This window comes from Sphingobium cupriresistens (assembly GCF_004152865.1).
GTDB lineage: Bacteria > Pseudomonadota > Alphaproteobacteria > Sphingomonadales > Sphingomonadaceae > Sphingobium > Sphingobium cupriresistens.
This window is the reverse complement of the sequence record NZ_SEOO01000012.1, coordinates 93,423-108,765: the sequence shown is the minus strand read 5'-3', so window position 1 is coordinate 108,765 and position 15,343 is coordinate 93,423. Positions and strand designations below refer to the sequence as shown.

The 15,343-nt window shown below is 59.9% G+C and carries 10 protein-coding genes and 1 pseudogene; 7 read left to right on the top strand and 4 right to left on the bottom strand.

What is annotated here, in order from left to right; all coding sequences use genetic code 11:
* Positions 1-112 precede the first annotated feature (112 nt).
* The 6 genes and pseudogenes from EWH12_RS09390 to EWH12_RS09365 form a co-directional block, all read left to right on the top strand.
* Positions 113-379 (top strand): annotated as a pseudogene (locus EWH12_RS09390) (zincin-like metallopeptidase domain-containing protein); the annotation flags it as partial.
* Entirely contained in the window at positions 376-774 is a 399-nt protein-coding gene (locus tag EWH12_RS09385; protein ID WP_129926389.1) for a DUF2958 domain-containing protein, read from the top strand. The pseudogene EWH12_RS09390 and the gene EWH12_RS09385, both read left to right, overlap by 4 nt.
* A 139-nt stretch (positions 775-913) precedes the next feature.
* Complete coding sequence (locus EWH12_RS09380; RefSeq protein ID WP_129926388.1) at positions 914-3,031, top strand: ParB/RepB/Spo0J family partition protein; 2,118 nt, start codon at positions 914-916, stop codon at positions 3,029-3,031.
* 134 nt (positions 3,032-3,165) lie between these two features.
* Positions 3,166-3,672: a hypothetical protein gene (locus EWH12_RS09375; protein ID WP_129926387.1), complete on the top strand. Its 507-nt coding sequence runs from the start codon at positions 3,166-3,168 to the stop codon at positions 3,670-3,672.
* 71 nt (positions 3,673-3,743) lie between these two features.
* Positions 3,744-4,220, top strand: a complete 477-nt coding sequence (locus EWH12_RS09370) for a hypothetical protein (protein WP_129926386.1) — start codon at positions 3,744-3,746, stop codon at positions 4,218-4,220.
* A complete protein-coding gene (locus EWH12_RS09365; RefSeq protein WP_129926385.1) occupies positions 4,217-5,032 on the top strand; it encodes a DUF7007 domain-containing protein in 816 nt (271 codons plus the stop codon). The genes EWH12_RS09370 and EWH12_RS09365 overlap by 4 nt, the downstream gene beginning before the upstream one ends.
* 161 nt (positions 5,033-5,193) lie before the next feature.
* On the opposite strand, the gene EWH12_RS09360 is transcribed toward EWH12_RS09365, so the two are convergent.
* The 4 genes from EWH12_RS09360 to EWH12_RS09345 all read right to left on the bottom strand — a co-directional run bounded on the left by EWH12_RS09360 (position 5,194) and on the right by EWH12_RS09345 (position 10,708).
* Positions 5,194-6,774: a trypsin-like peptidase domain-containing protein gene (locus EWH12_RS09360; protein WP_129926384.1), complete on the bottom strand. Its 1,581-nt coding sequence runs from the start codon at positions 6,772-6,774 to the stop codon at positions 5,194-5,196.
* Between the two features lie 244 nt (positions 6,775-7,018).
* Complete coding sequence (locus tag EWH12_RS09355; RefSeq protein ID WP_129926383.1) at positions 7,019-8,914, bottom strand: AAA family ATPase; 1,896 nt, start codon at positions 8,912-8,914, stop codon at positions 7,019-7,021.
* Positions 8,911-9,426, bottom strand: a complete 516-nt coding sequence (locus EWH12_RS09350; RefSeq protein WP_129926382.1) for an ABC-three component system middle component 5 — start codon at positions 9,424-9,426, stop codon at positions 8,911-8,913. Before EWH12_RS09350 ends, EWH12_RS09355 begins: the two co-directional genes overlap by 4 nt.
* The gene (locus tag EWH12_RS09345) at positions 9,419-10,708 is read right to left on the bottom strand and encodes an ABC-three component system protein (RefSeq protein ID WP_129926381.1); all 1,290 of its coding nucleotides are present in this window, start codon (positions 10,706-10,708) and stop codon (positions 9,419-9,421) included. The genes EWH12_RS09350 and EWH12_RS09345 overlap by 8 nt, the downstream gene beginning before the upstream one ends.
* A 281-nt stretch (positions 10,709-10,989) precedes the next feature.
* Here EWH12_RS09345 and EWH12_RS09340 point away from each other — a divergent pair, with 281 nt between their 5' ends.
* Entirely contained in the window at positions 10,990-15,336 is a 4,347-nt protein-coding gene (locus EWH12_RS09340; RefSeq protein WP_129926380.1) for a strawberry notch-like NTP hydrolase domain-containing protein, read from the top strand.
* Positions 15,337-15,343: the final 7 nt, after the last annotated feature.

Genomic DNA, 15,343 nt, shown 5'->3' with positions numbered 1-15,343 from the left:
CGGGCCTCTCCGGTCGTTCTCGCCGCCCACCCCCGCCTCGGGGGAGCCATGGGGTTTTTGGGCAGTGCTGGAGGCACCGATGGTTTTCACCTTCCAACCGCCATTTTTCGCTGGACTGTCAGGATATATTGCCGAAATGGCGGGAGCCTTCATCTGCGCCGCGCTCGGGATTGTGCCAAGCGTTCGCCACGCTGACTACATCGGCTCGTGGCTCCAGATTATCCGGGAAGACAATCGCGCCATCCTGCGCGCCGCCAGCGCTGCCTCCAAGGCGGCAGATTATATCCTCGCCTGTCGTGACACCGCATCGACTGATGTTGATGTCGCTGGTGAGGACGAAGCCGACGGCTTCGAGCTGGAAGGGAGGTTGGCGGCATGAACCTGCTCACCCCCGAAATTCGCGCGGCCTTGCTCGCGAACATGCACGCGCGCCGCAATGCGCAGGCACAAGGCGAACGAGAGCCTGATCCGGTTCCCGTTGTCCGCTTCTTCAATCCGCTTGGCGCGGCCACTTGGCTTGCCACCGAACTCGACGAGGACGGCATCCTGTTCGGCCTTGCCGATCTCGGCCTTGGCTGCCCCGAACTCGGCAGCTTCTCATTGCGGGAATTGCAGTCGCTGCGCCTGCCGTTCGCCCTCGGTATCGAGCGGGATATCCTCTTCGACACCGCGTTGCCCATATCGGCCTACGTCGCGGCAGCCCGTCAGGCCGGTTCGATCCCGGGCGCTGAAAAGCTGCTGAGGGAACGTGCCATGCAAGAAGGGGATGGCTGAAATCTGGTAGCCTGGCGACCTGCAAGATCGCTGGGTGGCCCGCCTGCGGCGGCCAGAGAGGAAGAGGAAGGCCAGGGCCTTCGTGACGGGCTTGGAAGCCGAGAGAGTGTCTCGCGGCGGCCCGTCCTGGAGACCTGCCATGGCCAGACAGCCTGCAAAAATCACCCTCAGCCCGTCGCGTGACATTCCCTTCGACCATCTGATCCTGTCACAATCCAATGTCCGCCGCGTGAAGGCCGGCGTGTCGATCCCCGAACTTGCTGAGGATATCGCGCGCCGGACTTTGCTTCAGAGCCTCAACGTGCGCCCGGTACTTGATGCCGAAGGTCAGGAGACCGGCATCTTCGAAGTTCCGGCCGGTGGCCGACGCTACCGTGCCCTTGAACATCTGGTGAAACAGAAGCGCCTGGCGCGCACTGCTCCCATTCCCTGCATCGTCAAGGCGGCGGACAATGACGTCTCGGCGGAAGAAGACAGCTATGCCGAAAACGCGCACCGGGAACAGTTGCATCCGCTCGACCAGTTCCGGGCCATGCAGGCCATGGTAGACAAGGGTAGCGCCGCCGAAGACATCGCCGCGCATTTCATGACCACGCCCGCCGTCGTGCGCCAGCGTCTCAAACTGGCGTCGGTTTCGCCCAAACTCCACGACATTTACGCCGAGGACGGCATGTCGCTGGACCAGTTGATGGCGTTCACCGTGTCCGAAGATCATGAGCGCCAGGAGCAGGTGTGGGAAATGCTTACCCACAGCTTCAACAAATCCGCCGCCTACATCCGCCAGCGCCTGACGGAAAACAGCGTCCGGGTTGCCGACAAGCGGGTGCGGTTCGTGACCGTCGATGCCTATGTCGCGGCTGGCGGCGGCGTGATGCGCGACCTGTTCGAGGACGATGACGGGGGCTGGCTCACCGATCCCGCACTGCTCGACCGCTTGGTCGACGCGAAACTTGCCGCCGAGGGCAACCGCATTGGCACCGAAGGCTGGAAATGGGTGGCGACTGCCGTCGACCAGCCATGGAATGCGACCAACGGACACCGTGAGATCGTTGGCGCAGAATTGCCCATGACTGAGGACGAGCAGGCAAGGCTCACGGTGCTTCAGGCTGAAATCGAGCAGATCGAGACCGAATGGGCCGACGACCCCAACGTGCAGCAAGACGTCTATGCGCGGATCGAAGGGCTTGAAACGGAAATCGGCCAGCTGGTCGACCGGCCCATGATTTTCGATCCTGCCGAAATGGCAATCGCCGGTGCCTTTGTGACGATCGAGGCGGATGGTTCGCTTTGCATTGAGCGTGGCTATGTCCGAGCCGAAGACGAGCCGGTGGCGGAAGTGAGCGGCGAAGACGATGGCTCCGGGGTCGATCCCGTTTCGGGCGAGCCAATGCCTGGCGCAAACCACAACGGGACCGCACCAAGCGCCAGCGGTTCGGCACCTACCGGAACTGATGAAGAAGATTCCGACGATGACATCCTCAAGCCGTTGCCCGACCGCTTGGTTGCCGACCTGACCGCCTGGCGCACGCTCGCGTTGCAGGATGCCTTTGCCCAAAGTCCCGCCACAGCCTTCGCGACGGTGTTGCACGCGCTCGTGCTCGACACCTTCTACAGCTACAGCCGCGAGAGCTGTCTGCAACTGTCGCTCAATCGGGTGTCCTTTGCCAATCCACCTGCAGGTCTGCGCGACAGTGCGCCCGCGCGGGCCATCGCCGAGCGCATGAAGCGCTGGCAGGATCGACTACCGGAGTCCGACAAGGAGCTTTGGGACGCGCTTCTGGCCTTCGACGCCGATGAACAGGCCAGTCTGTTTGCCCATTGCACATCGCTGGCGGTGAATGCTCAGGCCGAGATCGTCCCCAAATACGACAATGGCCGGGTGTCGACGCATAGCGTTGCACGCCGCATCGCTCACAGCCACGTGCTGGCGCATGCCGTTGGTCTTGATGTCGTCGCGGCAGGCTGGAAGCCCACTGTCGATGGCTATTTCCGCAGCGTGACCAAGCCGCGCATCCTTGCCGATGTGACCGAAGCGCGCGGGGAGCAGTTCGCTGGCATGATTGATCACCTGAAAAAAGGCGACATGGCCCGCGAAGCGGAACGGCTGCTGGAAGATGCCCACTGGCTTCCAGAGCCGCTGCGCACGCCCGACGCCGACGGTGGTCACGGCGCTGTGCCCGACGTTGATCGTGAAGGGCTCGAATTACCCGCGTTCCTTGATGATGACGAGGCGGCTTACGCGATCGCCGCCGAATGATCTGAACCGCGCGAGTTCAACATCCCGACTGTTTTTCCGTCACTCAGGCCCGGCCACCACGCCGGGCCGCCTCTTTTTGAGGAGACCTCACATGCCAAAAATCAGTGCTCCCGTGCCTTGCTGGGGAGGACGCCATGGCTGACTATCATTCACCAACGGTCGTACAACCCGACATACCAGTCGCGGCGATGACCCCGCTCGAACGCCGTTTGCTGTGCGAACTGTTCGACCATGAAGGCAATGACCAAGCGGTCTACTTTTTTGCTAGCGATAATGTCGCCGATACGGCTTGGATCGCGACCGCTGAGCTGGTCGAATTGCTCGGTCAGGATAATGGCATGGTCAGTCGCATCGCTGACGTGGTGCGCGCGGAAATCGCCAAGGGTGATCTTGGCGAAGACGAGTTCGAGCTCGATTTCTCGATGATCGGCTATGACCTGATCTTCCAGGACATTGTCCGGCGATCGCCTGACCTTGACCATGTGCAGATCATCGCAGCGTGGACCTGCACGAAGATGCGGCCCGACGGCTTTGGCGGGATGGCGACCGTCATAACGGCTGACGACGTCCATTCGATGTCCACCGCGTCCTACATCGAAGAGGTACTCGGGCGTTTGGGCGAGCCACCGCCCTCCACCTGAAATTTCCTATCCAATCACCCCACGAAGCCCGGCCGTTTAGCCGGGCTTTCGCGTTTCAAGGAGACCTGAAAATGTCTGCGCAATACATCTACGACACCGCCCCCTTGGGCAGCCTGATCCGCTATTCGAACGGCGAGCCGCGCCCGCCGGAGCGTTTTCGCCGAAAGCTTGCCGCTTGGAACAACGACAATGGCACCGGCAGGCTCGTTGAACGCTACCCCGGCCAGGTTGCCGACAACTACCGTTCGCCGGCGCATTTCATGCTCCATCTGGCAACATACGGCAGTCAGGGCGTTATCGTCATGACCGTGCGCCGCGCCTACAGCGTCGAAAGCCCGCTCAATTTCGAGATCATCGAAATGCCGAAACTTGGGCAAGTGCGCGTCTTGACCACGTTTCGGGATAAGGACGAATTGCGCCACCTCGCAGCCGACATGGCATCGGCAGAAGCATGGATGCGCGACAATCCCTATTCCGGGATGCGCACCGAGATTGTGACCGACGCTGATCTGGCCGTTCTGCCCACTGAACTCAGGAGGGCGGCATGAGCGGCATCATCGTCGAACATGGCAGGACCAGCGACGGATTGATGGCAGCGCGCGTCGATGGGCTGGCATACATCGCCGTTCCGCTCAAGGAAGGCTTCTCGATCGTGTCCGGCTGGAAGCTCAACCGGCCGATTTGCGAATGGACCCGTTCGGATGTCTATGTCGCCGAAAGTGCTGTGGCTGATGAAGTCTCCTTCCGTGCCTACATTGCCGACATCGCGCTGCATGTCCGCCAGCGCAACGCCCTCGGCCGCGTCGATACAATCCTGCGCGTTTCCACACCTTGGGGCATATCTCAATCGGCGACCATCTACGCTGAGGGGATCGTATTTCATTCCACTGCCGGTCATGGCGGCTTTAAGCTCGACCGGGCGCGCAATGCAGGGATGGATCCCGCGTTGCGACTATCTGGCGGCTGGTATGAAGAAGACGCCGAATGGGCGCTCGTCGCCGCAGGTTACCCGGACCTGTTCACCTACCGCGAACAGGCAATGGCGGACAGGGCGTTGCGGGATTGGTATCCTGATGCTTGGGAAGCCGTCCATGGCCGCGACTTATCAGCGGCAGAATCTTTCACCCGTGACCGCCAGCAGTTCGCCCGCCGCCACGCAAAGGACTGGGTGGTGATTTCCGCTGTCCGATCATCCGATCATCCTGGTATGGTAGAGGCGCTGGCCACCGTCGGAGGGGATCGGAATAGCCAAGAAACGCGACGATTTCTGGTGCGGGTCGGAGAATATGCAGCCGGACGCCATGGGTTCGTCATTGTTCCTGCATGCCACCAAGAAAGTGCACGCGTGGGAATTTGCTAGCGGCAAGTTGTTTGGGCGATCCGGAACGTCGGCTTCACGGCTACGACATTCTAAAGCAGGCCTTTGACGAGGCAGATCTCGTCATACTCCACCGACTCCTGGGTGCCCGACACGCTTCTCATGCCGGAAACCACAGACGCGGAGTGGACGGGATGCCAGCATCATTCCGCGACCCATGTCTGGAAAACGTCGATCGCGATCGCGAGCTGGCGGGCTTCTTCGGGACCACCCTTGTGGACGATGCCGACGATCTCGTTATGCGCATCAACTATCGGGCCTCCGGACATACCCTGTGCTAGTTCCTGGCTCACCTCGACCATTTGAACGCCGCTTTTGATTGGGAGCGAGGTAACCGAACCGCCGCGCACGTTCATTTTGTCACCGGGGCCGAAACCGGGATAGCCGAACGCCGTCACGGCGACGCCGACGGCCACCGGTTGAGCGGCGGCCTCAAGCTCGAAGTAGTCGGTCGCAGGAATCGCATGACCGAGCAAGGCGAGATCGCGATGGGGACACCGCTTCGCGACCGTCACATCGAAGCGGTTCGATGGCTTGGACGGGTGATAGACGGTGAAGTCGCTCACACCCTCGACACAATGCGAGGCCGTTACCAGTCCGATATCCTTCAGGAAGAAGGCCGTGCCCTGCTGACCACCCTTGGCCGAATGCTCGACGAGCCATACCGCACGATCCCGCCGCTCCTCGATCGTCGGCGCGAGTTTGATCGGCCGTGCCCCAAAGTTCTTGTTGAACCGAGTAGCCAGCGACCGCACGACGGGATCGGTCAGACCCTTCAGGTGGGTGATGTAGGAGATTTTGCCGCGCAGATGCTCGGCGATGACACCTTTGCCGCCTGCGTCGGCATATCTCTGCTGCGCGTCTTCCAGCCCAAGCTTCTCGACGGAGTGCAGCAGGGCGCGGATCTGTCGGACATAGCGCCGATCGACATTCAGGCCAGCGTTGATCTTAACGCCAGTGACGACCCGCCTTGAATTGCGATCGGCATAATGGGCTTTGTCGGGATTCACCGCGAAGCCGTTACTCTTGAAGGTCTCGCGCAGCGAAGGCGCGAGCGTGTCCGGCGAGAAACGGCCGACTGCGGGCAAGGCACCCTCGAACAGCGGTGACGGTGGCTGATAGCTTGAGAAGGTGATGTCGTCGGCATAGCGGGTGTAAATCGAACGCGCGGCCTTGGCGGCGCGAAGCAGCTCGGAATCGAGCCGGAAGCAGATCATATTGGAAAGGACAGGGCTTGAAGGCGCGCCCTGCGGGAGATGGCTGTTGAAGCAGCAAAGCCGGGCGATGATCTCGGCAACCCGATCATTGACGCCGAGTGACCGGAGCAATCCCGTGATGCGGTTCTCGGTAATCGTCGGGAAAAAGTCCTTCAGATCGAGATTGACGACAAACCGTCGCCGACCGTGGGCCGCGGCGTTGGTCTTTACCGAACGTGCTGGCACGAAGCCGTGGACTGGATTGCGGACCCGGTAGAGTTGATCGAGCAGTGGCGCGAGCTTGCTCTGCAGAATCTTCAGCCGCTTGTCGGGGGCGGTGATGTGCCGGACCTTGCCGCCGCCCTTGGCGATCGAAAATTGCGCGTACATCCGTTCTCGATACCACCAGATTTTTTTCAGCTCCTTCGGGCTGAGACCGAGATGCGCAAGAAGGCTGGCTTCATCGCCAAGTTCTGGGGGGATTGTGAGAGGGAAGTGCTTGCCGAATATGCGCGCAGCCGATGGCACGAGGTCTCCCTTCCAATCACGCCAGTCGCCCCGTAAAGAGCTGCGCGCTCGATATGTCCAGACATTCGCTCTTAGGCCGCAGTTGCACCGCCCGTATGCGAAGGAAGACCTCGTTGGACGACGTCTAACAGCTTACCCTGCTTTATTCCAGTGAGAGGTGATGCCGTCCGTGGGCTTCGGTCAGAGTAGCAGGCCAGACCTGCGGCAGGATCGACTGCAAGGTTCTCAAACCTCACTGATACCTTCAGTTCAGTGAGCGCGCGGCACGCTGGTACTGGCGTCCGACCACGAGATCTTGTTGATCAAGCTCGGGGGCAATCTTAGACGTGGTGTAAATGATCTGATGTGGCGTCTTCGAGCGCTTCGATAAATCCACAAGCAAGCGTTGAAAATTCCAAGACCGTTCTTCGACCATTCCCTTGTCTTCGACATTATCGAAGAGCATCCAGCGCGGCAGATTGAAACGCTTGTCGAGTAGAGAGGCACTCAGCAGGCCAGCAGCAAAGCTATTTTTTAAGATTACCATGCCGCTCGCACTGCCGGCGCGGTTCTTCTCACCATTGATCGCAATCCAGTCTCCCGAGAATTCAAAGGAGACGTTGTCGACCTCACCAAAATCGCTGTGCTCCTGAAGGTCTTTATCGAGGAACGCCTTCGTCTCATTCGAGATAAGCGTGTACGCCTCGAGCTTTCGCTTGCCTTGCGCACGCAAAATCGCCTCGATTTCTGCCTTTAGTCGCGTGACGCGGGTGTTGAGATCCTCTTTCGCATCGGACGCCGCCTGAATTTTCTTTGCCAACTCAAGGCGCTTTTGAAGGCCTTCGAGTTGGCTGTCGATGAAACCAACTTTGCGGCTCAGCTCAGCGATCGCACTTTCGCGGCCTGTGACCATGCCGGATTGGCCAAGTTCGATTGTCGACGATGCGCGCTTGAGCACCTGACGAGCAACGCGCAGCGTGCTCTTCTTCTGGGAAAGTTCCTGAAGTCGATCGACCTGGAGCGATTCAGATTCCTTCAGTTGCATCTGGAGATCTAGGCGAACAGCAAGCGTACGGCTGTCGTCAGCGCCATCGACACGCTTTGTGTCGCACAGTTGGCAATGCGCCTCATCTTTGGGTGCCACCGGCGCGAAGCATGACGGGCAATACTCAAAAGCGAGATGACCAAGCGCGAAGAATGTGGTTGATGCATCTTCGAAATCAGACAACGATTGACCTAGATGTTTTATGAAATCTTCTGCGTCGGAAATCTCGTATTCAAGAACTTCGATTTCATCGATCAGTTGAGCAACCGAACGTCTAGCGAGATTATATTCCTTGATCGCATCAGATCGCATCTTTTTTAGATCTGCATGTTCAGTGGCTTGTTCAGAAGCTGAAACCAGCTCATCGATCGACGAGAGCAGACCGGTCCGTTCGTTGCTGACCTTCTCGATGGTCGCGCTAATATGCTCGGAGAGGATATTCTCACCATAGCCAGACGCCACCACTACCAGGCTACGGTATTCCGTCACGGCAGCGCCGTACAGTTTCTCGGTCTCGCGCAGCGCGATTTGTTTTTCGTAAAGGTCGTACCCTCCAACGCCAGACAGCAGGTCACCTACCGCTTGCCTTGTTTGCCAAGTATCGAAATTCTCGACGCGGAAGATTCTCTGCACTGGCGTGAGTTGATCCACATACAGCAGCCGAAGCAACTGGTGCATGGTGATGTTGCTGCCGCCGTCACTGATCGACTCGGGCAGGCCGATCGCATTGAATAAGACCTGGCTAAAGCTGTAGCCGTGATCTGGCCGACGATACGGCAGTGTCTGCCAGCTTTCTTTGGGAGACGAGAGAGCCTCGTCCAGCGTGCCGAAGTAAATAGACATGGGCCGGCCGCCTTCGGTCGCCACGTCGCGCCTAAGGCTAAGGGTGCCAGACTTTGTGATGAGCTGAATGTAAACCTGCTCAGCACGTGAGGCAGAAGCTTTCCAGTCCTTCAAGTCTCCGCCGAGCCCGAAAAATATGAAGTCGGCGATCGTTGACTTCCCGGACCCATTCGAGCCGTGGATGATGTTCACTCCCGCGTGGAATACCTCGTCGTAGAGGACATGGGAGCCTCGCGTGACGAGCATACGCTCGATCCGGAAAAAAGCGCTCATGCTATTGGCCCTCGTGATGGAAGCCCTGCCCGTTTGGTAAGGTTATCGCGACCGGTCAGCGGCAAAGAGGCCACATCTTCAACCAGAAAGGCAACCAACGCCTTATCTGTAGTATTCTGCTCAAGTGCTTGCCGCATGATTTCTGCCGGCACCATAGTGCTTTCGAGGCTAGCGTATCGATCGCGGAGGGCGTCTCGCTTCAACATGCCTAGACCGGTCAGGCGCTTGAGCGCCGTTGTCTGGTAGAGTTGCAGCTCCTGCCAGACTGAAGCGGTCCCAGGGAGGCGAACAAAGGAGTTAGCGGGCGTTGGAATGCCCAGAGCACGAAAGCGTTCCTTGATATTCGCCGGGACAGACAGGCGGTGCAGCAAGGGCGGGAACATGAGGAACATGTCGAGGATTCTAAGCTGCTCCAACGGCATAGGTTCGTCCTTCGCCGTCATTAGGCGAACCATGCGAAAAATGCAGTGATAAGGGTCGCGAGACGCGTACCAGACACGCAGATCAGCCATTGTCCCACGCCAGATGGCAATTGCCCGCGAGGTAATACAGCGCCCCATCGACGAGACCTGCCGTTATCTCGTTCTCACTTGAGGAATGGTTGGCGGCGCACGGAGCGATTACCTGATCCTGCACCGCTTGATCGACTTGTTCAGCGCTGCCATCTTCTGCGATTACGCGCGCAACATGCCGACTGAAACGGCTCTCAACGTCGGCCAGCAGTTGTGTATAGCGGGTCACAGCCGAAGGCTGTGCTATATGGCGCTGAAGCGCCATGTTAAATCGCTCCTTCTTCCGCTTTGCAGCGCTAACGGCATAAGCGCGCCCGGCATCTGTCAGCTTTTGACTAAGGTCGCGACGGTCATGGTCCGCCAAGGTCGTGTAATACTCGTAGTCGGCCAATACCTCGGGCGCGACTGAGCTTGCCGGCTCCGCCGCGACGCCACCAGCCTTGGGGGCGGTGGCTTCGCAGATCGAGCCGCTTCCCATAGAGCCGGACGGACTTGGCTCAGGTGCAACCGTCTTAAGGATCCCGCGGATCATTGCGCACATGGATGCGTAGACTGGCGCACCTTTGCTGGCAGGCTTGCAAATATCAATGTGATTGCTTTGCACCGCGATCGGGTCGCTTCCAACGATACCTGGATTAGCCGAAACCTTATCGACTATCTGAAAACCGTACGTTTTCTCCGTTTCATAGAATGACCGGACCATAGCATTCTGTCGGGAGACCCAAGTGCGAAAGTGATCGTTGAGATCAATCAGAGCATCATCGCTGTACGCTAGCTGTTTTGATTGCTTGCTCTTGAACTGCTTCAGGAGGACGTCAAGCGACGTTGAAAACTGGGAGCCCTGATGAGGTGTGCCGAGAAAGGCAACCCCTGCAACCGATCGGCCGATGGCGTTGTAATCGGTATTGGCACTGTCAGCGCAGCGCCGCAGTACTTGTTTTATGATGAGGCCTCCGAGGCTGTGAGCGACCAAAAATGCATGTGGTGCGCTTTCCTCGCGGCTCGCGATTTGATCAAGCATGGCTAGAGCCAAATCCTGTATTGATGCCCCTTCACCAGATAAAAATCCCGCAAGCTTATTGGAATCATAGCTAACCACATAGACTCGGCAATTGGGGAATTGCTCCGCAAGCCAACGCGGCCAGAAACTATCATTATCCTTCTGCCAGGTTTCTATGGAGTCTCCGCCCAGCCCATGGACGAAGAAGATATCCAACACAGCAGCTGGTGGGGTTTGCGGACGAGGATCCGCAAAAACTTGACTCAATCCTTCAACCGACATGCAAGCCCCGCCTTCCCTTGACACCCTTAATCGGCAGTCTTGTTTTTCGCATTAAAAATCGTCGCGCAGTCCAGTCAAAGCGGAGTTATGCTGCCACGTCCACTTTGTTGGTGAAAGCTGACCAGCGCTTGGCCAAATCATTGCTTTCATGCGATACTCTCGATTTCTTTCGATTATGTGCCGATCGAGTGAGAGCTTTGCCGGGAGCGGGCGAACCGCCCGGGTTGCGAGAGAGAGTCCGGGCGTGATCCGCCCTTCCTGCTCTCCCGGAGATCTCACCAATGGCCCATATCCTTACGGACGCAGCGCTCGGCGCTGCGCCGCTCGCCCCGCATTGCGCATTTGATGAGCGTGCGCGTGCGCTGCTGACCGCAGCGACCTCGCTACTGCCCCTGCTCGAAACCGGGCAGAGTGTTGATTCGGGCCGTTTGCGCTATGCGATGACGGCAGCCTTTGGGGGCACCGACGCGGAAGGCGCATGGGATTGGAAGAGTGCCTATGATGCCTGTGAGGTTGCACAAATCCTTTTCCTGCGCCGTTTTGGCCCGGCAATCTTGGCGCGCAATGGCACCCGATCTCGCTCCCTGGCGCTGATTGAGCGGGTTTCTGCCCTTATGCCAACCCATACCCGGCGCTCTGAAACCAGCCTGGCCTTGCAACAATATTCGACGCCCGCTGGCCTGTCCTTCGTGGCCGTTGCCGCTGCTTCGATTGGTGCAGGCGAAACTGTGCTCGAACCTTCTGCTGGCACGGGCATGTTGGCGATTCAGGCCGAACTGGCCGGTGCACAGCTCGTGCTGAATGAACTCGCTGAAGGCCGGGCAGCGCTGCTGTCGCACTTGTTCTCAGGCGTGGCCGTCAGCGGACATGACGCTGCGTCGATTGATGATCGCTTGCCTGTAGCAGTGCGCCCGAGCGTTATCCTCATGAACCCGCCATTTTCGGCCGTCGCGCATGTTGACCGGACGATGAAGGACGCCGCGCTTCGCCACATCGCTTCCGGTCTGGCCCGGCTCGAGAATGGGGGCCGGCTGGTGGTCATTACCGGCGCTGGCTGTGCTCCTGATGCTCCAGCATGGCGCGATGCTTTCATCCGGTTGCAGGGGACCGGTCGTGTGGTCTTCACCGCCGCCATCGACGGCAAGGTCTATCGCAAGCACGGCACGACGATCGACACAAGATTCACGGTGATCGACAAGCTGCCCGCTTCCGATCCCACGACTTTCGTTCCGAGTGCAGGGACCGCTCCTGATACCGCGACCTTGCTCAAATGGGTCGAAGCGAATGTGCCGCCGCGCGGACCGATTGCCCCGTTGCCCGGTGCAGGACTGCATTGCGCTTCGTCGACGTCGCCCGTGAGCCGCGCGGTTGCTCGAACTGCCCCGATCAATCCCATGGTCGATGCCGATGCGCCTGAACTCACCTATTCGACTGCTGACTGGGCTCCGCCCGAGGGGCAACTCGGTGACAGCATCTATGAACGATATGGACTTCAATCGGTCGCCATTCCCGGCGCTTTACCGCACCCGACGCCGCTGGTTCAATCCGCGTCGATGGCCTCGGTGGCCCCGCCCAAACCAACCTATCGCCCGCACTTGCCCGAGCACCTGCTGCGTGACGGCGTGTTGTCCGACGCGCAGCTGGAATCCGTAATCTACGCTGGCGAGGCACATTCCGGGCATCTGGCAGGGTCCTGGACCGTCGACGAGACATGGGATCTCGTCTCGGCGGCGGCTGAAGAAAGCGATGCTGCCGTCCGCTTTCGCCGCGGCTGGTTTCTGGGTGACGGCACGGGCGCGGGCAAAGGCCGCCAGGTCGCAGGCATCATTCTCGACAACTGGCTCAAAGGCCGCCGTCGTTCGCTCTGGGTTTCGGTATCGGACCGCCTGCTAGAGGATGCTCAGCGCGATTGGTCGGCTTTGGGGCAGGAACGACTGCTAGTGACACCCTTGTCGCGCTACCGTCAGGGCACGCCCATCAAGCTGACGGAAGGCATCTTGTTCACGACCTATGCGACCCTGCGTTCGCAGGAGCGGGGCACCAAGGCGAGCCGGGTCCAGCAGATCGTCGAGTGGCTTGGCCGTGACTTTGACGGTGTCATCATCTTTGACGAGGCGCACGCCATGGCCAATGCCGCAGGCGGCAAGGGCGCGCGCGGCGATGTCTCAGCCTCGCAGCAGGGCCGGGCGGGCCTGCGGCTACAACATGCCCTGCCTAATGCCCGCATCGTCTATGTCTCGGCCACCGGTGCCACGACGGTGCAGAACCTCGCCTACGCCCAGCGGCTCGGCCTGTGGGGCGGCGAAGACTTCCCTTTCGCCTCACGGGCAGATTTCGTGGCTGCAATCGAGGATGGCGGCGTCGCAGCCATGGAGGTGCTGGCCCGCGATCTGAAGGCGCTTGGCCTTTATGCTGCACGTTCATTGTCATTCGACGGCGTCGAATATGACCTGCTCGAGCACCAGCTGACCCCTGAGCAGGTGCGGATTTACGATTCCTATGCCGGGGCATTTCAGGTCATTCACGCCCATCTCGATGCGGCGCTCGAAGCATCGGGCGTCACCAGTGCATCCCATGGGACCTTGAACGCACAGGCCCGATCGGCAGCGCGATCAGCTTTTGAAAGCGCCAAGCAGCGTTTCTTCAACCACCTGATCACCGCAATGCAGACGCCAAGCACAATTCAGGCGATGCAGCGCGATCTTGAGGCCGGTCACGCCTGTGTCGTGCAGATCGTCTCGACGGGCGAAGCCCTGCAGGAACGCCGTCTTGCCGAAATCCCGACCGACGAATGGGATAACGTTTCCGTGGACATCACGCCGCGTGAGTATGTGCTCGACTATCTCGCGCACAGTTTTCCGGTGCAACTCTATGAGCCTTTCACCGACAGCGAGGGCAATCTCGCCTCACGGCCTGCTTTTGATGCAGACGGCAACCCCATCCTCAATCGCGAAGCCTGCCGTGCCCGTGATGCAATGCTCGAGCGGCTTGCCGCTTTGCCGCCTGTGCCCGGCGCGCTTGACCAGATTGTCCAGCATTTCGGGAGAGATGCGGTTGCCGAGGTGACCGGACGTTCCCGTCGTATTGTGCCCCGCGCCAACAGCGATGGTTCAGTCCGCTTTGCTGTCGAGAACCGGCCAGCCTCTGCCAACATCGCTGAAACCCATGCGTTCATGGATGACAAGAAGCACATCCTCGTCTTCTCCGAGGCTGGCGGCACGGGCAGGTCCTATCATGCCGACCTTGGCGTGAAGAACCAGCGCCGCCGCGTCCACTACCTGCTCGAAGCAGGCTGGAAGGCCGACACCGCCATCCAGGGCTTTGGCCGCACCAACCGCACCAATCAGAAGCAGCCACCGCTGTTCCGTCCGGTATCGACCGACGTGAAGGCGCAGAAGCGCTTCATCTCGACGATCGCCCGAAGGCTCGACAGTCTTGGAGCGATCACGCGCGGCCAGCGGCAAACCGGCGGCCAGAACATGTTCAGCGCCAGCGACAATCTGGAATCCTACTATGCCCGCGATGCCATGCGCCAGCTTTACCAATTGCTGGTGCGCGGCAAGATCGATGGCTGTTCGCTCGGGCAATTCGAAACAGCCACCGGCCTGTCGCTGCTCGACAGTGACGGCGGGCTCAAGGACGAGCTTCCGCCCATCACGACCTTCCTCAACCGGATGCTGGCGCTCACCATTTCCATGCAGAACATCCTGTTCGAGGCCTTCGAGGGCCTGCTGACGGCCCGGGTCGAAGGCGCAATCGCCAGCGGCACTTATGAAATGGGCCTCGAAACCCTGCGCGCCGAGAGCTTCTCGGTCTCCGACCGCAAGACCATCTACACCCATCCCGGCACCGGAGCTGTGACCCACCTCCTGACCATCGAACGCAGAGACCGGATCGAGCCGGTTGTGCTCGAGAGGGCGCTGGCCATGGCAGTGGATCGCGATGCCGAACTCGTGATCAACACCCGCTCCGGGCGCGCGGCAGTCAAATTGCGCGCGCGCAGTCTGATTGACGACGATGGAGGCATTCACCCGCGCATCCGCCTCGTCCGCCCTTTGGAGGCGATCAATATTCTCGCCGAGGTGTTCGCTAGCGGTCATTGGGAGCCGGTGGACCGTGAGCGGTTCAGCGAAGTCTGGCAGGCCGAACTTGCCGACTTGCCCGAGTTCGAAACCTCGACCCTGCACATGGTTTCAGGCCTGCTGCTGCCGATCTGGCGGCGGCTCCCCAATGAATCGACCCGCGTCTACCGCCTGCAAACCGATGCTGGCGAGCGCGTCATCGGCCGCAAGGTTTCGCCCGCTTGGGTCGCCACGGTGATTGAGCAGGACACGGCGTCCGTCGTGCCTGCCGATGCTTGGGCGATGCTGTGTGCCGGAGATGCCAAACTGCATCTGGCCGAAGATCAGACGCTCGCCCGCGTCCGCGCCATGAATGACTGGCGGATCGAACTGACCGGCTTCAACGATCTTGGCATCGAGCGATTGAAGGCAATGGGCTTGATCTCCGAGATCGTCTCGTGGAAACTCAAGCTCTACATACCGACAGGGGCTGTCGGGGTGGATGTGCTCGCCAAGCTGCTGGACCGGTTTCCGATCCAGCGGATCGCGGCACGCAAAGCCGCCTGAAGGAGCC